This window comes from Micromonospora sp. SCSIO 07396 (assembly GCF_053667945.1).
The window spans coordinates 1,197,296-1,219,489 of record NZ_CM132210.1; the positions used below are offsets into that span (position 1 = coordinate 1,197,296).

General features: G+C 74.0%; 13 protein-coding genes and 1 pseudogene. 11 read left to right on the top strand and 3 right to left on the bottom strand.

Annotated elements, in window-relative coordinates; genetic code table 11:
- Positions 1 to 2: 2 nt before the first annotated feature.
- From trpA to ACWCHM_RS05445, 3 genes and pseudogenes are all read left to right on the top strand, one after another.
- On the top strand, positions 3 to 806 hold the full coding sequence (gene trpA / locus ACWCHM_RS05435) for a tryptophan synthase subunit alpha (protein ID WP_204959228.1): 804 nt from the start codon (positions 3 to 5) through the stop codon (positions 804 to 806).
- A gap of 255 nt (positions 807 to 1,061) precedes the next feature.
- A pseudogene (gene lgt / locus ACWCHM_RS05440) lies at positions 1,062 to 2,256 on the top strand (prolipoprotein diacylglyceryl transferase).
- Positions 2,257 to 2,267: 11 nt separating this feature from the next.
- The gene (locus ACWCHM_RS05445; protein WP_454221636.1) at positions 2,268 to 3,455 is read left to right on the top strand and encodes an FAD-dependent oxidoreductase; all 1,188 of its coding nucleotides are present in this window, start codon (positions 2,268 to 2,270) and stop codon (positions 3,453 to 3,455) included.
- 434 nt (positions 3,456 to 3,889) lie between these two features.
- On the opposite strand, the gene ACWCHM_RS05450 is transcribed toward ACWCHM_RS05445, so the two are convergent.
- Positions 3,890 to 4,735, bottom strand: coding sequence for a GNAT family N-acetyltransferase (locus tag ACWCHM_RS05450; RefSeq protein ID WP_281895648.1), 846 nt, complete (start codon positions 4,733 to 4,735; stop codon positions 3,890 to 3,892).
- Between the two features lie 146 nt (positions 4,736 to 4,881).
- Here ACWCHM_RS05450 and gltB point away from each other — a divergent pair, with 146 nt between their 5' ends.
- Positions 4,882 to 9,537 (top strand): glutamate synthase large subunit, encoded by a 4,656-nt coding sequence (gene gltB, locus ACWCHM_RS05455; RefSeq protein ID WP_454221637.1) that lies wholly within the window; start codon positions 4,882 to 4,884, stop codon positions 9,535 to 9,537.
- The gene (locus tag ACWCHM_RS05460; RefSeq protein WP_421487801.1) at positions 9,530 to 11,038 is read left to right on the top strand and encodes a glutamate synthase subunit beta; all 1,509 of its coding nucleotides are present in this window, start codon (positions 9,530 to 9,532) and stop codon (positions 11,036 to 11,038) included. The genes gltB and ACWCHM_RS05460 overlap by 8 nt, the downstream gene beginning before the upstream one ends.
- Positions 11,039 to 11,666: 628 nt before the next feature.
- On the opposite strand, the gene ACWCHM_RS05465 is transcribed toward ACWCHM_RS05460, so the two are convergent.
- Positions 11,667 to 13,205 (bottom strand): M1 family metallopeptidase, encoded by a 1,539-nt coding sequence (locus tag ACWCHM_RS05465; RefSeq protein WP_204959222.1) that lies wholly within the window; start codon positions 13,203 to 13,205, stop codon positions 11,667 to 11,669.
- A 200-nt stretch (positions 13,206 to 13,405) separates the two neighbouring features.
- Between ACWCHM_RS05465 and ACWCHM_RS05470 the strand changes: the two genes are divergently transcribed.
- From ACWCHM_RS05470 to ACWCHM_RS05485, 4 genes are all read left to right on the top strand, one after another.
- Positions 13,406 to 14,218: an SGNH/GDSL hydrolase family protein gene (locus ACWCHM_RS05470; RefSeq protein ID WP_204959221.1), complete on the top strand. Its 813-nt coding sequence runs from the start codon at positions 13,406 to 13,408 to the stop codon at positions 14,216 to 14,218.
- A 107-nt stretch (positions 14,219 to 14,325) separates the two neighbouring features.
- Positions 14,326 to 17,007: a hypothetical protein gene (locus ACWCHM_RS05475; RefSeq protein ID WP_454221638.1), complete on the top strand. Its 2,682-nt coding sequence runs from the start codon at positions 14,326 to 14,328 to the stop codon at positions 17,005 to 17,007.
- Positions 17,008 to 17,088: 81 nt separating this feature from the next.
- Complete coding sequence (locus ACWCHM_RS05480) at positions 17,089 to 19,608, top strand: FtsK/SpoIIIE domain-containing protein (RefSeq protein ID WP_454221639.1); 2,520 nt, start codon at positions 17,089 to 17,091, stop codon at positions 19,606 to 19,608.
- Positions 19,609 to 20,286, top strand: coding sequence for a hypothetical protein (locus ACWCHM_RS05485; RefSeq protein WP_454221640.1), 678 nt, complete (start codon positions 19,609 to 19,611; stop codon positions 20,284 to 20,286).
- Positions 20,287 to 20,356: 70 nt separating this feature from the next.
- Here ACWCHM_RS05485 and ACWCHM_RS05490 read toward each other — a convergent pair whose 3' ends face one another.
- On the bottom strand, positions 20,357 to 20,716 hold the full coding sequence (locus tag ACWCHM_RS05490; protein ID WP_454221641.1) for a hypothetical protein: 360 nt from the start codon (positions 20,714 to 20,716) through the stop codon (positions 20,357 to 20,359).
- A gap of 389 nt (positions 20,717 to 21,105) precedes the next feature.
- On the opposite strand from ACWCHM_RS05490, the gene ACWCHM_RS05495 reads away from it, so the two are divergent.
- Together ACWCHM_RS05495 and ACWCHM_RS05500 are read left to right on the top strand one after the other, a co-directional pair.
- On the top strand, positions 21,106 to 21,327 hold the full coding sequence (locus ACWCHM_RS05495) for a winged helix-turn-helix domain-containing protein (RefSeq protein ID WP_204959217.1): 222 nt from the start codon (positions 21,106 to 21,108) through the stop codon (positions 21,325 to 21,327).
- A gap of 404 nt (positions 21,328 to 21,731) precedes the next feature.
- Positions 21,732 to 22,163, top strand: coding sequence for a hypothetical protein (locus tag ACWCHM_RS05500; protein WP_454221642.1), 432 nt, complete (start codon positions 21,732 to 21,734; stop codon positions 22,161 to 22,163).
- Positions 22,164 to 22,194 lie beyond the last annotated feature (31 nt).

A 22,194-nucleotide genomic window follows, 5' to 3' on the forward strand; every position in this document is an offset into this window, starting at 1 on the left:
CCGTGAGCCGGATCGGGGTGGCCTTCGACAAGGCCCGTGCCGACGGTCGGGCCGTCCTGGTCGGCTGCATGCCGGCCGGGTTCCCCACCGTCGACGGCAGCATCGCCGCGATGACCGCGATGGTCGAGGCCGGGGTGGACGTCATCGAGGTGGAGATCCCCTACTCCGACCCGGTGATGGACGGGCCGGTGATCCAGAAGGCCAGCGACATCGCCCTGGCCGGTGGCGTCCGCACCGCCGACACGCTGCGCATCGTCGAGGCGGTCGCGGCCACCGGCGCGCCCGTGGTCACCATGACCTACTGGAACCCGATCGAGCAGTACGGGGTGGACGCGTTCGCCAGGGACCTGGCCGCCGCCGGCGGCACCGGCCTGATCACCCCGGACCTGATCCCCGAGGAGGCCGGCGAGTGGCTGGCCGCCTCGGACGCGTACGGCCTGGACCGGACGTTCCTGGTCTCCCCGTCGTCGACCGACGCCCGGCTGCGGATGACCGTCGAGCACTGCCGGGGCTTCGTCTACGCCACCGCCATCATGGGGGTCACCGGGGCCCGGTCGCAGACCTCCGACGCCGCGCCGGTGCTGGTGTCCCGGGTGCGGGAGGCGACCGAACTGCCCGTCGGGGTGGGGCTGGGTGTCGGCACCGGGGCGCAGGCGGCCACCGTCTCCGGGTACGCCGACGGGGTGATCGTGGGCAGCGCGCTGATCCGTCGGCTGCTGGACGCGTCGGACCTCGATGCGGGGCTGGCCGCCCTGCGTACCCTCTCCGCCGAGCTCGCCGAGGGTGTGCGTAACCCGGCCCGCTGACCCGCCGGCCCGTTCCACCCCGCCGTCCGTCGCCGAGGTGCGGGACGGCCCGGGTTGGTCGACGGCTCGGGTTGATCGGCTCGGTGGGAGTGGAACGGCGGTGTCCGCTGCGGCGGAATGCCGCCATTTCGCCGCACGGGTGGCATCCGTCGGGCGACGGGCCGACCGGGTTGCGCCGGGGTGGCGTGGTCCGGTGGCGGGTCTGACCGGACCGGGGTGCCACGGCGGGCGTCCGCAGCGGTAGCCTGTGCACCCGTGACCCTCGTCTCGATGACGCCCCTGGCGGCGCTGCCCAGCCCGAGCACCGCCGTCTGGCAGCTCGGGCCGGTCCCGCTGCGGGCGTACGCCCTCTGCATCGTCGTCGGCATCGTGGTCGCCTGCCTGGTGACCGAGCACCGGCTGCGCCAGCGGGGCGTCGCCCCCGGTGCGGTGCTCGACATCGCGGTGTGGGCGGTCCCGACCGGCATCATCGGTGCCCGGATCTACCACGTCGTCACCTCACCCGAGAAGTACTTCGGCACCGGCGGTGACCCGTGGAAGGCGTTCGCCATCTGGGAGGGCGGTCTCGGCATCTGGGGGGCGGTGGCCGGTGGCGCGATCGGCGCCTGGATCGCCGCCCGGCAGCTCGGCATTCCGCTGACGGTGGTGGCCGACGCGCTGGCCCCGGGTCTGCCGCTGGCCCAGGCGGTGGGTCGGCTGGGCAACTGGTTCAACAACGAGCTGTACGGCGGGCGGACCGACCTGCCGTGGGGCCTCCAGATCCACCGGATGGACCCGGACAACCCGGGCCACGCGCTGCGCGACGACGCCAACCAGCCCATCCTGGAACCCGGCCTCTACCATCCGACGTTCGCCTACGAGGCGCTGTGGAACCTCGGCGTCGCCGGCCTGGTGTTCGCCCTGGACCGGCGGTTCAAGCTGGGACGCGGCCGGGCCTTCGCGCTCTACGTGATGGGCTACACCGCAGGCCGGTTCTGGATCGAGCTGATGCGCACCGACGAGGCGAACCGCATCCTCGGTCTCCGGCTCAACGTGTGGACCGCCGGCCTGGTCTTCCTCGGTGCCTTGATCTACTTCCTGCGGGTGCGGGGCCCTCGCGAGTACCTGGTCCCGCTCGACGTCCCCGCGGCCGTTCCGGTCACCGACGGGGCGGGCAGCGACGTCTCCCAGGTCGACCTCGCCGCCACCGGGAAGGGGTCCCCGACGGCCCCACCGCCGGCGGGGGTACCGGGTGGTTGACGAGGAACAGTTCACCGCGTACCGGGAAAGCGGGGTGCTGCCCGACGCACCGGGCGTCCCGGCGGCCGACGACCGGCCCGCCGGGCCAGCGGCCGACGACGGGCTCTCCGACGCCGACGACGGGCCCTCCGGGGCCGGCGGTGGCGACGGGCCCGCCGGTGCCGAGCGGTCCGCCGGTGCCGCTGGCCGGTCCGTCGACCGGGACAGCTGAGCGGGCGCGGCATGCGCAGCGCGGTGGTGGTCGGGGCCGGCCTCGGCGGTCTGGCGGTGGCCGGCGCGCTGGCCCGCTCCGGCTGGCAGGTCACTCTGCTGGAACGGGCCGACCGGGTACGCCCGGAACCCACCGCCGTGGTGCTGTGGCCCAACGGGGTACGCGCGTTGCAGGTGCTCGGCGTCGGTGCCGGCCTGGACGCCATCGCGACCCCGCTGCCCGACGGCGGTATCCGCCGCCCCGACGGTCACTGGCTGGTGCAGCCCCGGCCCACCCCGGCCGACCGGATGCCGGTGGTCGTACACCGGGAGGACCTGCACGACGCCCTGATCGCCGGCCTCGGTGACCGGGTCGAGCTGCGCACCGGGGTCGCCGTGGACAGCGTCCGGGCCGAGGCCACCGAGCGGCCCGGGGTCGGGTGGAACGGCCAGTTCGTCGAGGCGGACCTGGTGGTGGCCGCCGACGGCACGGACAGCGTGCTGCGCCGCCAGCTCGCCCCCGAGGCCGCCGTGGTCAGCTCCGGCTGCGCCGCCTGGCGGGCGGTGATCCCCTGGTACCGGGCCCCCCTGCCGGCCGACCAGCCGGTCGGGGGGGAGGTGCTGGGCGCCGGCTACCGGTTCGTGGCCGCCTCGCTGGGGGAGCGCGGCTCCTCCGGGGCGTCGCGCCGGGGTGGCGTCTACTGGGTGGCCACCGCCGCCGGAGCGCCCCGGCCGGAACCCCCGCAGACCCAGCTCGCCCTGCTGCAACGCTGGTACGCCGGCTGGCCCGCGCCGATCGGTCAGCTGCTGGCCGCCACCGACCCCGCCGACCTGGTGCAGCAGGAGATCCGTGAGCTGCGCCCGCTGCCCCGGGCGTACGGCTTCCCGGCCGGGCCGGGCGGGGTGGTGCTGCTCGGTGACGCCGCCCACGCCATGCCGCCGCACCTGGGGCAGGGCGCGTGCCTGGCGTTCGAGGACGCCGTCACCCTGTCGTCGTTGCTGCGCGAGTCCCGGCTCCCCGACGCGATGCTGGCGTACGACCGGGTGCGGCGGCCCCGCGCGGCCACCGTGGTCCGACAGACCCGACGGATGTCGGCGGTGCTCCAGACCCGGGGCCGACTGGCCCTGCGCGCCCGCGACGCGGCCCTCGGCACGATCACCCCCCGCCTGCTCTCCGGCGCCGCCGCCACCGCCGCCACCTGGCGTCCCCCCACCCCCTGACCCACTCTCCCCCCGCCCCGCCGCCCTTCGTGCGGTGGCCGCCCCCGTGCGGTGGCCGCCCCCGTGCGGTGGCCGCCCCCATGCGGTGATCAAGAGGTTTGCGTCACTTGTGTGGTGATCAAGAGGTTTGCGTCACGGTGAGCGCGTGAGGTGACGCAAACCTCTTGATCAAACCGCAAACCTCTTGATCACCAAGGCGAACACCGGGTCGGGGCAGCGCCGGTCGGGGCAACGCCGGGCCGGGTCAGCGCCGGTCGGGGCAGCGCCGGGCCGGGTCAACGCCGGGTCGGGGCAACGCCGATCGGGGCAGGGCTGGGCCGGGGCAGCGCCGGTCGGGGCGGCGCCGGGTCGGGGCAGCGCCGGGCCGGGGCAACGCCGATCGGGGCAGGGCTGGGGCCGGGGAGCGAGGCGGGCGGGCAGGAGAGGGCCGGGGGTCAGATGAGGGCGGTGGGTTCGGCTATGCAGGCGGTGCCGATGCGACGGAAGCCGACGCGCAGGTAGATCCGGGCGACGTCCTCGCTGCCGGCGGAGAGGAAGACCAGGTCGGTGCCGGCGGCGCGCAGGGTGCGGGCCAGGGTGGCGGTGACCGCGGCGGCGAGCCCCCGGCGGCGGGCAGCCGGCAGGGTGGCCACCCCGGCGATCTCGGCGACGTCGTCGACCCGCATCGCCATCCCGCTGGCCAGTGCGCCGTCCTGCGGCGTCCAGGCGACCGCCGACAGGCGTCGGCCGGCGGCGATCGCGGCCCGCTCCTCGTCCAGCGCGGCCACGTCCAGTTCGGTCATCGCGGCGTCCCGTTCGGCCGGGCCGGCGTCGCCGGGGACGGTGCCGGCGGCGGAGAACCCGACCGCGGCGACCGCGCGCCGGGCCGCCACGTCGAGCGCGAAGCCTGGCGCGTCCGGGTCCAGCACCCGCACCGGTACGTCGGTGAGCGTCGTCGGGTCGGGCGGGGTGACCTGCGGGTCGAGCACCATCAGCGGGGCCTCCAGCACGCTCAGGCCGGCGGCCCGGGCGGTGGCGAGCAGGTCCGGGGTGGTCTCGTGCACCCATTCGAACGCCTCGGGCAGGCCCAGCTCACGTTGCCGTTCCCGGACGGTGTGCAGGTCGGCCAGCGAGGGTGGCCCGTCGGCGTCGAGGCGGGGGCGGGCGTAGAACGGCCAACCGGCCCCGTCCCGGGCGAACAGCACCAGACCGCCGTGTTCCTCGGCGCGGGCGGCGTCCCGGGGCACCGCGTCGTAGAAGCGTTCCAACCGGTCGAACAGGTCGCGGTGTGCAGGATCCACCGCGCGAGACTACACGTCCCAGAGTCTGGAAGGTGTGATCAATCTGCACTGGCCCTGCCCGGGTCGCCCTAACGTAGACTCAACAGACCGCCCAGGGCCGACGTCGTCCCGACCATGCAACAACCTGAGTGACGACAGGAGACCCGGTGGCCCTTCCGTACCCGCACAGCCCGCAGCCGGTCCCTTCCGCGACCGGTCTGTACGACCCGGCGCACGAGCACGACGCGTGCGGGGTGGCCTTCGTGGCCGACCTCTACGGGCGGCGCTCCCACGCGGTGGTGGCCAACGGCCTCGGCGCGCTCTGCCGGCTAGACCATCGTGGCGCCCGGGGTGCCGAGCAGAACACCGGCGACGGCGCGGGCATCATGATCCAGGTGCCGGACGCGTTCCTGCGCGCGGTGGTGGACTTCCCGCTGCCCCCGGCCGGCCAGTACGCCACCGGCCTGGTCTTCCTGCCCGACGACGACGGCGGCGAGGCGCGCGCCCGTCAGGTGGTGGAGAAGTACGCCCTCGTCGAGGGGGCCGAGGTGCTCGGTTGGCGCGACGTGCCGACCGACCCGAGCGGGTTGGGCGAGACGGCGCTGGCGGCGATGCCCCGGATCCGGCAGCTCTTCCTGGCCGCGCACCGGCTGACCGACACCCCGGCCGGCCCGGCGGGCTCCCCGTTGTCCGGCATCGACCTGGACCGGGTGGCGTTCTGCGTCCGCAAGCAGGCCGAGCGGGAGACCGCCGAGCGGGGGGTGACGGCCTACTTCCCGTCGCTGTCGGCGCGGACGATGACCTGGAAGGGCATGCTCACCCCCGACCAGCTGCCGGAGTACTTCCCGGAGTTGACCGATGAGCGGGTCGACAGCGCGATCGCCCTGGTGCACTCCCGGTTCTCCACCAACACGTTCCCGTCCTGGCCGCTGGCCCACCCGTACCGGTTCATCGCGCACAACGGTGAGATCAACACGATTCGGGGCAACCGGAACTGGATGCAGGCCCGCGAGGCGCTGCTGCGCAGCCCGCACCTGCCCGGCAACATCCGCCGGGTGTTCCCGGTCTGCACCCCGGCCGCCTCCGACTCGGCCAACTTCGACGAGGTGCTGGAGCTGCTGCACCTGGCCGGCCGTAGCCTGCCGCACGCGGTGTTGATGATGATCCCGGAGGCGTGGGAGAACGACCCGGCGATGCGCCCGGACAAGCGCGCGTTCTACCGGTTCCACGCCAGCCTGATGGAGCCGTGGGACGGGCCGGCGTCGGTCGCCTTCACCGACGGTGAGATCGTCGGCGCGGTGCTGGACCGTAACGGCCTGCGGCCGGGGCGCTGGTGGCGTACCGCCGACGGGCTGGTGGTGCTGGGCAGCGAGGCGGGCGTGCTCGACCTGGACCCGGCCACGGTGGTCGCCAAGGGCCGCCTCCAGCCGGGCCGGATGTTCCTGGTCGACACGGTCAACGGCCGGATCGTTTCGGACGACGAGATCAAGACCGAGCTGGCCGCCGCCCAGCCGTACGACGAGTGGCTGCACGCCGGCCTGATCGAGCTGGACGACCTGCCGCCCCGCGAGCACGTGGTCTACACCCACGACTCGGTGCGTCGGCGGCAGCAGACCTTCGGCTACACCGAGGAGGAGCTGAAGATCCTGCTCGCCCCGATGGCCCGTACCGGGGCGGAGCCGCTGGGCTCGATGGGCACCGACACCCCGATCGCGCCGTTGTCGACCCGGCCCCGGCTGCTCTACGACTACTTCCACCAGCTGTTCGCCCAGGTCACCAACCCGCCGTTGGACGCGATCCGGGAGGAGTTGGTGACCAGCCTGGCGTCGACCATCGGCCCGGAGGGCAACCTGCTGGACCCGGGCGCGGCGAGCTGTCGGCAGATCGTGCTGCCCTACCCGGTGATCGACAACGACGAGTTGGCGAAGCTGCTCGACGTCGACGAGGACGGCGACCTGCCCGGCTTCAAGGCGGTCCGGGTGTCCGGGCTCTACCGGATCCGCGACGGCGGGGCCGGGATCAAGGCCCGGCTGACCGAGATCTGCCGGCACGTCTCCGAGGCGATCGAGGACGGCGTACGGATCCTGGTGCTGTCCGACCGGGACTCCAACGCCGACCTGGCCCCGATCCCGTCGCTGCTGCTCACCGCGGCGGTGCACCAGCATCTGGTGCGCGAGCAGACCCGGACCCAGGTGGCGCTGATCGTGGAGTCCGGTGACTGCCGCGAGGTGCACCACGCGGCGGTGCTCATCGGGTACGGCGCGGCGGCGGTCAACCCCTACCTGGCCTTCGAGTCGGTGGAGGACATGATCGCCACCGGGGCGCTGGTCGGGGTGGAGCCGGCCAAGGCGGTCCGCAACTACGTCAAGGCGCTCGGCAAGGGCGTCCTCAAGATCATGTCCAAGATGGGCATCTCGACGGTGTCGTCGTACTGCGGGGCGCAGGTCTTCGAGGCCGTCGGCCTGGACACCCGCCTGGTCGACCGCTACTTCCGGGGCACTCCCAGCACCATCGGCGGGATCGGGCTGGCCGGGATCCACACCGAGGTCGCCGCCCGGCACGGGCAGGCGTGGCCGACGCCCGGCACCGCCGGCTCCGCCCGGCTGGAGGTGGGCGGCGAGTACCAGTGGCGGCGCGAGGGTGAGCTGCACCTGTTCAACCCGGAGACGGTCTTCCTGCTCCAGCACGCCACCCGCAGCCGCCAGTACGACGTGTTCCGCCAGTACACCGCCAAGGTCGACGAGTTGGCCGCCCAGGCCGGTTCGCTGCGCGGGCTGTTCACCCTGCGGACCGGGCTGCGCCCGGCGGTGCCGATCGAGGAGGTCGAGCCGGCCACCGAGATCGTCAAGCGGTTCGCCACCGGCGCCATGTCGTACGGGTCGATCTCGGCCGAGGCGCACGAGACGCTGGCCATCGCGATGAACCGGCTGGGCGGCAAGTCCAACACCGGCGAGGGCGGCGAGGACGTCGACCGGCTGCACGACCCGGCCCGCCGCTCGGCGGTCAAGCAGATCGCCAGCGGGCGCTTCGGGGTGACCAGCGAATACCTGGTCAACGCCGACGACCTCCAGATCAAGATGGCGCAGGGCGCGAAGCCGGGCGAGGGTGGGCAGCTGCCCGGCAACAAGGTCTGGCCGTGGATCGCCCGGACCCGGCACGCCACCCCCGGCGTCGGCCTGATCTCCCCGCCGCCGCACCACGACATCTACTCCATCGAGGACCTCGCCCAGCTCGTGCACGACCTCAAGTGCGTCAACCCGGCCGCCCGGGTGCACGTCAAGCTGGTCAGCGAGGTCGGTGTGGGCACGGTCGCGGCCGGGGTCGCCAAGCTCAAGGCCGACGTCATCCTGATCTCCGGGCACGACGGCGGCACCGGCGCGTCCCCGCTCAACTCGCTCAAGCACGCCGGCACCCCCTGGGAGCTGGGCCTGGCCGAGGCGCAGCAGACGCTGCTGCTCAACAAGCTGCGTGACCGGGTCACCGTGCAGGTCGACGGCCAGCTCAAGACCGGCCGGGACGTGGTGGTGGCGATGCTGCTCGGCGCGGAGGAGTTCGGCTTCGCCACCGCCCCGCTGATCGTCGAGGGCTGCGTGATGATGCGGGTCTGCCACCTGGACACCTGCCCGGTGGGCATCGCCACCCAGAACCCGGTGCTGCGGGAACGCTTCACCGGCCGGCCGGAGTTCGTGGAGAACTTCTTCCTCTTCCTCGCCGAGGAGGTGCGGGGCTATCTGGCCGAGTTGGGCTTCCGCAGCATCGAAGAGGCGATCGGGCAGACCGAGGTGCTCGATGTCGTACCGGCGATCGAGCACTGGAAGGGCCACGGCCTCGACCTGGCCCGGGTGCTGCACACCCCGCAGCTGCCCGAGGGCGCGGCCCGGCGCGGGGTCCGCGCCCAGGACCACGGCCTGGAGCTGGCGCTGGACAACGAGCTGATCGCGCTGGCCGAGCCGGCGCTGCGCGACGGCAGCCCGGTGCGGGTGGAGGTGGCGGTGCGCAACGAGCACCGCAGCGTCGGCGCGATGCTCGGCGGCGAGGTGACCCGCCGGCACGGCGGTGCCGGCCTGCCCGACGACACCGTCGAGTTCGTGCTGCGCGGCACCGCCGGGCAGTCCTTCGGCGCGTTCCTGCCGCGCGGGGTGACCCTGCGGCTGCACGGCGACGCCAACGACTACGTCGGCAAGGGGCTCTCCGGCGGGCGGATCGTGGTCCGCCCGGACGCCGCCGCGCCGTTCGTCGACCCCGAGGCCACCGCCGGGCAGCGCGCCGAGGACCAGATCATCGCCGGCAACACCATTCTCTACGGCGCCACCGGCGGCGAGTTGTTCCTGCGCGGCCGGGTGGGGGAGCGCTTCGCGGTCCGCAACTCGGGCGCGGTGGCCGTCGTCGAGGGCGTCGGCGACCACGGCTGCGAGTACATGACCGGCGGCACGGTGGTGGTGCTCGGCGAGACCGGCCGCAACTTCGCCGCCGGCATGTCCGGCGGTACGGCGTACGTGTACCGGCTCGACACCGGGCGGGTCAACGCGGAGCTGGTCGACCTGTCCCCGCTGCGTGACGCCGAGCGGGAACTGCTGCACGACCTGGTGCAGCGGCATGTCGCCGAGACCGACTCGGCGGTCGGCGCGGAGCTGCTCAAGCGCTGGCCGGAGGCGGTCGGGGAGTTCACGGCCGTGGTCCCGAGGGACTACCGCCGGGTGATGGAGATCATGAAGGCCGCCGAAGCCGCCGGCCGCGACGTCGACGACGCGGTCATGTCTGCGCTGACCGCGTCGGTGCCGCCCGTCCCGCGGGTGGTCGCCCAGGAGGTGGCTCGTGCCTGACCCGAACGGTTTCCTGCGCTACGAACGCCGGTTGCCGGCCCGTCGACCGGTGGCGGTGCGGATCACCGACTGGCGTGAGGTCTACCCGCCCGCCGGGGAGGAGTTGATCCGCGAGCAGGCCACCAGGTGCATGGACTGTGGTATCCCGTTCTGCCACGACGGCTGTCCGCTGGGCAACCGCATCCCGGACTGGAACGACCTGGTCCGCACCGGCAGCTGGGACGCCGCGGTGGAGTCGCTGCACGCCACCAACAACTTCCCCGAGTTCACCGGCCGGCTCTGCCCGGCCCCGTGTGAGGCGGCCTGTGTGCTGGGCCTGGGCGGTCAGCAGCCGGTCACCATCAAGCAGGTCGAGGTGGAGATCGCCGACGCGGCGGTGGCCCGGGGCGGGCTGAACCCCCGTCCGGTGCCGGCGTCGACCGGTCGGTCGGTCGCCGTGGTCGGCTCCGGGCCCGCCGGGCTCGCCGCCGCCCAGCAACTCGCCCGCGCCGGTCACGCCGTCACCGTGTACGAGCGGGACGACGCGATCGGCGGCCTGCTGCGGTACGGCATCCCCGACTTCAAGCTGGAGAAGCAGCACATCGACAGGCGGCTGGCCCAGCTCGCCGCCGAAGGCGTGCAGTTCCGTACCGGGGTGAACGTGGGCGTCGACGTGACCGCCGAGGAGCTGCGGGCCCGGCACGACGCGGTGCTGCTGGCGTGCGGCGCGCTCCAGGGCCGGGACACCCCGGAGACGCCCGGTCGGCCGCTGCGCGGCATCCACCAGGCGATGACCCACCTGGTGGCCGCCAACCGGGTGGTTGCGGCGGCCGGGGACGGCCGGCCCGCCCCGGCGGAGCTGCCCGACGGTACGCCGATCGACGCGGCCGGCAAGCACGTGGTGATCATCGGTGGTGGCGACACCGCCGCCGACTGCCTGGGCGTGGCCCACCGGCAGGGCGCGGCCGGCGTTCACCAGCTCGACCTCTACCCGGAGCCGCCGCACGGCCGGGACGCCGAGCGGGATCCGTGGCCGACCTGGCCGTGGGTGCTGCGTAACTACCCGGCGCACGAGGAGGGCGGCGAGCGGGTCTTCGCGGTCGCGGTGCAGGAGTTCGTGGACGACGGCACCGGCCAGGTCAAGGGCGTCCGGATCGCCGAGGTGACGGTGGAACGGCGCGACGGCCGGCGGATCGTCACCGCGCTGCCCGGCTCCGAGCGGGAGCTGCCGGCCGACCTGGTGCTGCTGGCCATCGGCTTCGAGGGCACCGAGGAACAGCCGCTGCTGGCCCAGTTCGGGGTGACCCGCAACGCCCGGGGCGCGGTCGACGCCAGGCCCGACTGGCAGACCGACGCCGACGGGGTGTTCGTCGCCGGGGACATGCACCGGGGGGCGTCGCTGATCGTCTGGGCGATCGCCGAGGGGCGGGCCGCCGCGGCGGCGATCCACTCCTACCTGGGTGGGGTGGGTGACCTGCCGGCCCCGGTCGACCCGGCCCGCCAACCCCTCGCCGCCCGCTGACCCCCGCCCGCCTGCCGGTCCGTCTGGTCGGCTGGCCCGCCTGACCTGCCGGCCCACCGTATCGGGCAGTTCGATCGGTGGCCGTCAGCCGACCCGGAGACCGGGTCGGCTGACGGCCCGGCCGTGTGGCCCGGCTACCGTCTCGCCCGCTGCGCCCTGCCGGCGCACAGCCGCTTCTGCGTCACCTGTCCCGGCCCTGCTGTTGTGGTGTCACGGGGGTGTCGGAGCCAGCCCTCCCGGGAGTGCGTATCACCACGGAGAGCGGTATGCCTGACAGGCATAGTTATGACTGTCAGGCATACCGCTCTCCGGAACCATCGTTGCGGCCCGACGCCGCCCCGATCGGCATCGACCGGAGCCGGCTCGACCGGACCCGGCCCCCACCAGCCCAGAGTCGGCCCCGGGCCCGGCCAGACCGCGAGCAGACCGGACCCGACCTCGGGCCGAAACCGCGCCGCGACCGAGCCGAGCCGAGCCGCGACCGAGCCGAGCCGAGCCGCGACCGAGCCGAGCCGCGCCGCGACCGAGCCGCGCCGCGGCCGGCCCGGGTGCCGGAAGGTCACGGTTGCGGGCCGGTTCGGGCTGCCCGCACCGGTGCCGGGGGGCGGGCAGCCCGAACCGGGGTCGGTCAGCGCGCCAGCAGTTGGTGCGCCGCCCGGATCTGGGTCCACGACTTCGGCTGCGCGGGTGCGGTCGTGGTGCGGGTGGCGGCGGCCGGAGTGGGCCGGCCGGGGGTGAACAGCCAGGTGGTGAAGACCGGGTCCAGGTCGAGGCCGGAGATCTGCTCGGCAAGGGCCTGGAACTCGGCGATGGTGCCGTTGCCGTACCGGTGGGCGGCGGTCCAGGCGGGCAGGATCCGGAAGAACGCGTCGTCGCCGACGGCCAGCCGGATCTGGTGCAGCGCCATCGCGCCCCGGTCGTAGACCGCGCCGTCGAAGACCGCGCCGGCACCCGGATTGCCCGGCAGGACCTGCCAGAACGCGTCGTCGGCCGGGTAGTCGGCGTAGGTGAAGTCGAACAGCTCCTGCGCGGTGCCCTCACCCTGCGCCTCCGACCAGAGCCACTCGGCGTACGAGGCGAAGCCCTCGTTCAGCCAGATGTTGCTCCAGTTCGCCACCGAGACCGAGTCGCCGAACCACTGGTGGGCGTTCTCGTGCACCACCACGTACGGGTTGCTGCCGCGTCGCCAGAAGCCGGGCCCGTACACCGGGCGGGTCTGCGTCTCCAGGGCGAAGCCGAGACTGTCGATCGGCGCGGCCACGCCCCCCTGCGCCTCGAACGGGTACGGTCCGAAGATGCCGCTGGCCCAGTCGACGACCTCGGCGGTGCGTTCGATGCTGGCCCGGGCGGCCGGCTTCCGGTCGCCCAGCGTGGTGCTGTAGGCGTTGATCACCTGCTGCCCGTTCGGGGCGGTGTCGGTGACGATGTCGTACTGGCCGATCGCCAGGAACGCCAGGTAGGTGGCCCCGGGCTTGGTGCTGCGCCAGCCCCAGCGCATCCGGTTGCCGGCCTCGGCCAGCGGAGGCCGGGGCTGCACGCCGTTGCTGATCACCTCGACGCCGTCGGGCACCGACACCGAGATGTCCCAGGTGGCCTTGTCCAGCGGGTGGTCGTTGGAGGGGAACCACCACCAGGCCGACTCGGGCTCGTTGACGGCGAGCGCGCCGTCGACGGTGCGGGTCCACCCGGAGTAACCGTCCACCAGGGTCTCCGACGGCACCCCGGAGTAGGTGACCACGACGGTCATCGGCTGACCGGTGGTGAGGCCGCGCGGCGCGGTCACCACCAGCTCGTGGACGCCCTCCCGGTCGAACCGGGCGGTCCACCCGTTGACCCGCACCGACTCCACGTCGAGCAGGAAGTCGAGGTTGAACCGGGAGAGGTCCTGGGTGGCGGTGGCCAGGATGGTGGTGGTGCCGCTGAGCCGGTCGGTGGCCGGCTCGTAACGCAGCCGGACGTCGTAGTGGTCGACGTCGTAGCCGCCGTTGCCGTAGTCGGGGAAGTAGGGGTCGCCGAGGCCGGGGCTGCCGGGTTTCGGGGCGGCCGAGACCGCGACCGACCGGCTCTTGCCCGGTCGGGCGTCGGCCTGGCCGGGGGTGCCGGTCACCAGGGTGCCGGCGGTGGTGACGGTCAGGGCGGCGATGGCCGCCGTGAAAACACGTCGCACGGGGTGGACTCCCTCCATCGGGGTGTTCGCACCGACAACCTAATCGACGGCGGTGGAAACGTACGCCCCGGATGGCAGGGATCGGCTGTTCTCATCCCGTCGATGTTTCGCTAGCATTACCGACTAGTAACAACGCCTCACCCCCCTGGCCACGCGCGCGGTCCAGAGGCTTCCCCCGTTGCTGCCCCTGGAGGATCGTCATGCTCCACCGCGCCCTACCCCGCCGCGCTCTGGCCCGGGCCGTCACCGCCCTGGCCGCCGTCCTCGCCACCGTCACCGGCGTCCTGCTCGTCCCGACCGCCGCCCAGGCCGCCACCGTCCACTACGTCGCGCTGGGCGACTCGTACTCCTCCGGTGTCGGTGCCGGGCCGTACGACTTTTCCACCTGCCTGCGCAGTCAGAAGTCGTACGCCCCGCTGTGGGCCGCCGCCAACGCGGTGACCAGCTTCGCCTTCCCCGCCTGCGGCGGCGCGGTAACCGCCGACGTGATCACCAAGCAGGTCGGCTCGTTGAGCGCCACCACCAGCCTGGTCACCATCACCATCGGCGGCAACGACGCCGGTTTCGCCGACGTCATCACCAGCTGCCGGTTCGGCACCACGGCGACCTGCACCGCGGCGGTCGACAAAGCCAAGAGCTTCGCCACCTCGACGCTGCCCGGCCGGCTCGACGCCACCTACGCCGCGATCCGCGACCGGGCCCCGAACGCCCGGCTGGTGGTGCTCGGCTACCCCCGGCTGTTCGAGACCGGCTCCTGCGGCGCGCTGGCGATGAGCAGCTACAAGCGGACCATCCTCAACGAGGCCGCCGACGTGCTCGCCACGGTCACCGCCGCCCGGGCCGGCGCGGCCGGCGCCACCTTCGCCGACGCCCGCCCGTTCTTCGCCGGGCACGGCGTCTGCGCCGCCGCCCCGTGGATCCGTGACGTCAGCGGCGTCATCGAGGCGTACCACCCGAACGCCGACGGCTACCGGTACGGCTACCTGCCGACGCTCACCGCCGCGCTGGGCTGACCGGGCCGGCCGGGTCACCGGCGGCATCCCACCGGACACCCTCGGTTGCCTCCGTCGTCGACAATGGGAACTCTTTCCTGGTTCCTGTCGGCGGCGGAGGTGCCCGTATGCGCGAACCGGTGACCCCGCCGCAGCCCCGGCCGCCCGCTGTGGACGGCCCCCCGGCCGGCGGCACCGAACTGCTCGCCCTGCTCACCCGGCTGCTGCGCCGGCCGCGTCGGGGCGACCGCCGGTTGCCGGTGCTCTGGCTGGTCCGGGCCGCCACCGGCGGTGACCCGGGTGCCCTGCTGCGCCGTTTCGTCGGGCGGGGCGCGGGTCGCCGGGTCCCGCACGCCGTGCTCGACCTGGCCGCCCGCCCCGACCTCGCCGACGTCCCGGCGGTGCTGCGGGAACTGCACCGGCAGCTGTCGCTGGAGGCGTTCGGGGCGGCCCGGCTGCGGTTCCGCCACTACCCGCTGGCCGACTGGCTGATGCAGCAGACCCTCGACGTGGGCGTCGACGCCGCCGACAGCGGCCGGGCCACCCTGGTCCGTCGGCTGCGCGACTGGCGGGGCCGGCGTCCCGTCGAGGAGCCGCAGGTCGGCGGGGAGTCGGGGGTCGGTACGGCGCTTCAGGTGCTGCTCTGGCTGCTGCGCCGGGCGGTGCCCAGCGTGGTGTTCCGGATCGCCGTCTCCGGCCGGGTGCCGGTCGTCGGCGGCCAGTACCGGTGGTTCATGCGGCAGCAGTATCTTGCCCCCCGCCAGTCGGTGACCTTCCTCGGGTTCGCCGAACGGCTCACCGCCGGCTGGCGCGACGGCGAACAACCCGCCCAGGTGGACAAGCTGCTGCTGCACGCCTTCCTGGAGGACCTGCGGCAGGCGTACCGGCGACGGGCGTGGCGGCCCGGGGACTGGCGGCGCACCGCGTACCCGGTGCTGCTGCTCGACGGGGTGGACGTCGACGGCGTCGGGCACACCCTGGTCCGGCTGCTCACCGACGTGCGTAACGAGACGGGCCGCAACGATCCGCTGCTGGTGGTGGCGCTGGCCGCCGTGCCGCCGCCGGAACTGCCGGGCACCCGACCGCTGCGCGAGGCGGACGACGCCTACGACGAGTGGGCCGAGGCGCTGCCCGAGACCCGGCGGCTGCGGCGGGCCGCCGCCTGGCTGGTGGCGCTGCGCCCCGACGACGAGGACGCCACCCCGCCCCCGGGGGTCGTTCCGCCCGCGCTGGTCGCCCCCGACCCGCCGTGGTGGGCACGGCGGTTCCTGCCGGCGGCGGTGGCGGTGGTCGTGCTGGCCGGGACGGTCGTGTGGGCGGACAGCAGGTGGACGCTGGACTGCCATCCGACGCCGATCGGCCAGGTGCGGGTGCAGGTGCTCGCCGGGGAGTGCGTCGGCTACAGCGACACCGCCGCCCAGGTGTTCAACAGCGAACCCGGCCAGGAGCGGCTGCGCGCGGTGCAGCAGCGGATCTTCGCGCAGAACCGGGCCGCCGAGGAGGTGTGGCGGCGCAGCGACCATCGTCGGCCCTATCTCACCCTGGTCTACCTGGGCACCCTCACCGGCAACCGGACCCGGGCCGACGAGGAGTCCTACGTCTCCGAACGCGAGGAGCTGGAGGGCCTGGCGACCGCCCAGTACGCCCTGCTGAAGGAGTCCGCGGCGGCCGACGGCGCGGCCCTGCTGCACGTGGTGGTCGCCAACGGGGGCCGGCAGATGCGCCACGCCGGGCCGGCGGTGGCCATGTTGGAGCGGCTGGCCCACGACGACCCGACAGTGCTCGGGGTGGTCGGGCTGGTGGAGAGCCGCACCAGCACCGCCGCGGCGTTGCGGGAACTCAACCGGGTCGGCCTGCCGGTGCTCGCCCCCACCCTGTCGGCCGACCGGATGGACCAGAATTCCAGCCTCTACCTGCAGATCTCCGCGCCGAACTCGGCGCAGGCCGCGATGATCGAGACGTACGCCCGGCAGGTGCTGCGGGTGACCGAGGCGCACGCCTACTACACCACCGGCGAGGACAGCTCGCTCACCGAGGACCTCTACGTCGGCACCCTGGTCGACGGGCTGCGCCAGCGGTTCGGCAGCCGGCTCACCCGGCTCGACGAGTGGGACACCGGGCGTCGGTTGACCGCCGAGTGCGGCTACCGGGGGGTGCTGGTGTTCGCCGGGCGCTGGTCGGAGTTCGACGAGTTCCTGCGGGCGTTGAAGGAGTGCGGCAACGATCCGCCCCGGCACCTCGTCGCCGACGACTCGGTCAACCGCTACATGGCCAACCCGGGGCTGCGGGCCAGCGCCCCGGGCAACCTGCCGGTGACGTACGTGTCGAAGGCGGCGCTGGCCACCTGTGCCGCGCTACGGGCCGCGCAGGCCGCCCGGGACGACGCCCGGGACAGCTTCCTGACCTGGGTCGGCGCCGACGACCTGCTGGACCCGCCGCGCTGCCGCGACGGTGCCGGCGCACCCGTCGGCGAGCGGGTCAGCCTCGCCTACGACGCGGCGATGATGATGGTGCGGGCGGTGGAGAGCCTCGCCGCCCGGCTGCGCCACGCCGACACCGGCCGGCGCTGGGAGCCCCGCTCGGTCAACCCGGTCGGCGTGCACGCCGAGGTGTTGCGGCAGAACGCCGCCGCCGGCTACCCGGGGGTCGCCGGGGTGGTCCGGTACGCCCCCGACTCGGGCGAGCCGGTCGCCAAGCGGCTGGCGTTGCTGCGGGTGGAGCGGGTGCCGGAGGTGGCCGCCGAGCCGGTCGAGGTGTTCCACTGTGGCGCGGCCGACAGCGGACCGGACCCGGGCTGCCGACCCGTCTGACCCGTGGGCGGGTCGTGCGTGCGGACCCGCCGGGGCGCTAGGGTTCCCTCGATTCGTCCGCACGTGGGTGGGGAGCAGTGGGTGGGCAGGCTCGCATCGGCGTACGGGCAGGCGGTCGCCGCGCACCGGCAGGCCCGGCAGCGGTGGACGGCGGCCCGTGCCCTGCTGGACCAACTGGCCGGGCAGCCCGTCCCGGAGCGCACCGCCGACCTGGTCGCCCGGCTGGCCCGGCTGGCCGACGCGCTGGCCGCCCCGCCGCCCGCCCCGCTGCCCGGCGGCACCGGCGACGGGCCGGCGGCGGTGCGCATCGGTGAGGCGTCCACGGCGGACGGCCGGTTCCCGCTGCTGCTGCCGTTGGGTGCCGGCCGGCACCTGGCGGTCGACGGCGACGCCCGTGATCCCCGGGTGGCGGTGCTGTTGCGGGTGCTGGTGCTGCGGTTGTTGACCACGGCGGCCCCGGGCAGCGTGCGGGTGGTCGGCATCGACCCGGCCGCCTGGGGGGCCACGTTCATCCCGTTGCGTCCGCTGCGCGACGCCGGGGTGCTCGGCACGGTCGCCACCACCGAGGCCGAGATCGGCGCGTTGCTGGACGCCGCCGAGGCGCACGCCCGCGCGGGGGAGGCCGGGCTGCTGCTGGTGGTGGCCGCGTCCGCGCCCGGCCCGCGTGAGTTGGCCCGGCTCGCCGCGCTCACCCACGCCGGGCCGTCCGCCGGGGTGTGCGTGCTGTTCGCCGGGCGCGCGGTGACCGCGCCCGGCCAGGCCCCACCCGTGCTGGGCGGCACCACCGAGGTACGGCTCGACGAACGGTACGCCCGGGTCGGCGACCCGCCGGGGTACCCGTTCAGCGCCGACCGCACCGGGCTGCCGGTGCCGGTGCTGCTCGACGGCGACCCGCCCGCCGCCGCCGTCCAGACGCTGGCCGACCGGCTCGGCGCGCAGGTACGCCGGGACACCGCCCTGCACCTGGCCGACCTGCTGCCCGAGCACCGCTGGACCGGCTCCGCCCGGGGCGGCCTGACGACGGTGGTCGGGCGCAGTGGGCGTACCCCGGTCAGTCTGGCCTTCGACGACGCGACGCCGCACTGGCTGGTCGGTGGCCGCACCGGCGCGGGCAAGACGGTCTTCCTGCTCGACGTGCTGTACGGCCTGGCGGCCCGCTACTCCCCGGCGCAGCTGCACCTGTGGCTGCTCGACTTCAAGGAGGGGGTGAGCTTCACCGAGTTCGTCCCCACCGACCGGGACCCGTCGTTCCTGCCGCACGCGCGGGCCGTCGGCGTCGAGTCCGACCGGGAGTACGGCCTGGCCGTGCTCCGCGAACTGCGCCGGGAGTTGGGCCGGCGGGCCGGGCTGTTCAAGCGGCACGGGGTGACCAAGCTCGCCGACCTGCCGGACACCGAACCGGTACCCCGCACGGTGGCCGTGATCGACGAGTTCCACGTGCTGTTCGCCGGCAACGACAGGCTGGCCCGGGAGGCCGTCGACCTGCTGGAGGAGCTGGCCCGCAAGGGCCGCTCGTACGGCGTACACCTGGTGCTGGCGAGCCAGAGCACCAGCGGCGTGGAGGCGCTGTACGGCCGGGCCGAGTCGCTGTTCGGGCAGTTCGCGTTGCGGGTGGCGCTGCCCGGCGGTGAGGCGGTGCTCGGCCCCCGGGCGACTGTCGCCGGCCCGACCCGGATCGGCACGGCGCTGGTCAACACCGCCGCCGGGGCGGCCGGCGCGGACACGCTGCTGCGGTTCCCCGATGCGCACGCCGACGCCCGCCAGCTCGCCCGGCTGCGGTACGAGCTGTGGGACGCGCGCCCCGACGACGTCGGCCCGCCCGAGGTCTTCCGGGGTTACGCCACCGCCCACCTGGAGGACGAGCCGACGCCGCCCGTCCCGGCCGGCCGTCGTCCGGCGGTGCTGGTGGGCCGGACGGTCGACGTGGCCGGCAGCACCGCCCGGTTCGACCTGGACGCCTCCCCGGGTCGGCACCTGGCCGTGGTGGGCACCTCGGTCACCGGCGCGCACGTGCTGCGGGCCGCCGCGCTGAGCCTGGCCGGGCAGCACCGGCCCGGGGAGGCCGGGTTCGTGCTGGCCGCGCTGGTGGCCGCCGCCGACGAGCTGGCCGACGACACCGCCGCCGGGCTGAAGGCCGCCGGGCACCCGGTGACCCAGGTCGACGCGGCCGGGCTGCGGGCCCGCATCGGTGAGCTGGCCGCCGGTGGTGGGGAGCGCGGCCGGACCTACCTGGTGGTCTTCGGGGTGGACGCGGCCCACGCGGTGCTCGCCGCCGCCGACCCCGACACGTACCGGACCGGCCACGACGACCTGCGGGCGCTGTTGCGGGCGGGGCCGGGGCACGGGGTGCACCTGCTCGGCTGGTGGCGGGGCCTGCGTCGGCTCGCCGACGACCTCGGCGGCAGCCAGAACCGCGACGACGTGGCCTGCCTGGTGGCGTTGAACGTGCCCGCCGACGATCTCGGGCTCTACCTCGGGGTGACCGACCTGGCCTGGAACCCGCGCCCGGACCGGGCGCTGCTCGTCGACAGGCATGCGCACCGCACCGCGCTGATCGTGCCGTTCGTCCGCCCCGGGTACCGCCCCGAAGAGGAGCGCTGAGTGACCGGCTACGACGAGTACGCGGCGGCGGTCCGGCAGCTCTCCGCCCGGATCCGGGAGGGGGAACGGGGTGCCGCCGCCGAGGCGGAACGCCGCCGTGACCTGCACACCGGGGTGACCCGGCTCGGTCAGCGGCTGGCCGCCCAGGAGCAACGGCTCGGCCAGCTCGGTGCCGCCGCTGGCGTGTCCCCGGCGACCGACCCCGCTCCCGGGTCCGGGGTGGAGGCCGGGGCCGGTGCGGCTGTCGGGTCCGGGGTGGACGGTGATCCGGCGGTGGTGCTGGCCGAGGCGGCCCGGCTGGTCGACGAGGTCGACCGGCTGGGGCAGCAGGCCGAGGCGCTGGCTCAGCGGCCCGCTCTGCTGCCCACCTGGTCGCCGACGGCCCGCGCGGTCGCCGTCTACGTCGGCTGCGCCGCCGTGGGGGTGCTGGCCATGCTGGTGCTGCTGGTCGCCAACGGCATCGGCGTGGTCGACGGCGTGACCCTGGGCGCGCTGACCTGCGCCGGGCTGCCGCTGATCTCCTTCGTCGCCGGCTGGCTGATCCTCGGGCGGTGGGGGCGGCCGGCGCTCGCCGACACCGACCCACCCCGGTACGCCCCGCTCGGCTTCGTGATCTGCGCCCTGCTGGTGCCGTTGTCGTACTGCGTGACCCTGCTGCTGTTCCGCTTTTCGCGGTGAGCGGGCTCCGGCTTCGGTGGCCTGCCTACGGCGGTCTGCCCGGCGGGGCACCGGCGTGGCTCGGTGACGATCAGCGAGGCCCCCGGGCGGCCTTGATCAATCGGGCGTACCGCACCTGCTCGCACGGGTAGTCATCGCCGCAACCGCACACCTTGCGGGTCACCACGTGCGGGGGATGGGCGAAGAGGATGTCGTCGGCGTCCTCGACGTCCTGGTCGGACACGAGCAGGCCGAGGTCCCCGCCGGACTCCGGCGGACTGTCCTCGTCCGAGCGGCGCTCGTGGTACGGGCGCCGGTTGTCGTGGGGGTGCTTGGTGTCGTGCCGGTGCTGGTTGTCCCGATGGTGCTTGTCGTCGTGGGGATGGCGGTTGTCGTGCTTTGGTCGGGTGGGGTGTCGCTCGGGGTGGTGCGGGTCGGGTTGGTCGTCCATCGGGGCAGCTCCTGGTCGAGTTCCGTTGATGAGGGTGGGGCGGCCGTGATCGGATTGCGATTTCGCGTACTCGCCTCGGCGTGTCGTCTACAAAACTGCAATCTGATCTTGAATTCGCCCTGAGTTAAGGGCGTGGTGCGGGCGGGTTGCGGCCCAGGGTGTGTGGGTGGGTGCTGGTGGGTGACCGCGCGCCCGGTCGGGCCGGGGGGATGACCCGACCGGGCGCTCTGTGCGGGTGAGGAACAGACCAACTCCGGGTTTGCAGACCTGGGGGAGCCGGTCGAGGGGAGCTTTACACATCTAGTCACACATGGCAAGCACGACAACACGTTACTTGTCACGGGTAGTGACACGTGATCGAATGGCGGGGCAGACCTGGGAGTACACACATGCCCGTCAAACCCAAGTGGCAACAACTGGCGGACCGCATTCGTGGTCAGATCGAATCAGGAGAGCTCGCGCCGGGGGATCAGCTACCCTCCACCATTCAGCTCAAGACCGAGCACGGCGTCTCGACGACAGTCGTTCGGCAAGCCATCCTCGTCCTACAGACGCAGGGATGGGTGCAGGGTGTCCACGGGCTCGGGGTGTTTGTCGCCGAGCGGGAGTGACCGAGGCGGCTTCCCGTCGACGGGCCGTCGGTGGCGGTGACCCTGCCGTTCGGGATGTGGTTCCGTCGGGGGTAGCTGCGGTCGGTGTTCACCTCGTAGGCTCTCGGTGGTCATCGTCGATACGGCGGGGTGACTGTGGTGTGTCGACAGGCCTGGGGAAGTGTGTGTGAGCGCGGTACGCGCGCTGGGAAACTGAGCGGGCGCTCATGACCGGTGTGGTCGGCCCGGCGGCGGCCGGACCCGTGTGTACGTGTGATCGTCGACCTACCGGGCGGCCGTGTGGGTAAACGCGTGTCGACGATGTGACCCGCCGGCTCCGTGGTGCCGATTCTTCGCAAAGTCAGTACCACCGCCAGCCTCGGCGCTGGCGGTCGACCAGTTGGACACGATCGAGGCGGTGGGCGATGACGGTGCAGGGGCGTGACGGTGGCGATCTGGACGACTTCCACGTCGGGTGGGTGCCGGAGGGTGCGGGCGACCTGGTGTCGGACTTCGCCTCCGAGTGGGACGACGTCACCTTCGCCACCCGGGTCTGGGAACGGGCGGTCGACGACGGCCACCGGGTGGACCTGCGGGTGCACGTGCTGCGCGGCGATCGGCTGACCTCGCTGGTGCAGGTGCGCGAGTTCCTGGCCGGTTACCACGAGCGGGATTCCGCCGAGTGGCCGCTTGCCGAGTTCGGTCGCGCCGAGGGCGTCGGGCTGGCCGGCGGGGGCGAGGCGTTCTGGCTGGTCCGGCCGGGCCTTGCGGTCGACGTGCTGGTGGACGTCGAGCGGTTCGACGGGGAAACCGCGATCGAGGTCGCCAGCTCCATCACGGAGCTGCCCCACGGCTGACCCTGGGCCGGCGGCACCCCGGCGCTCCCGG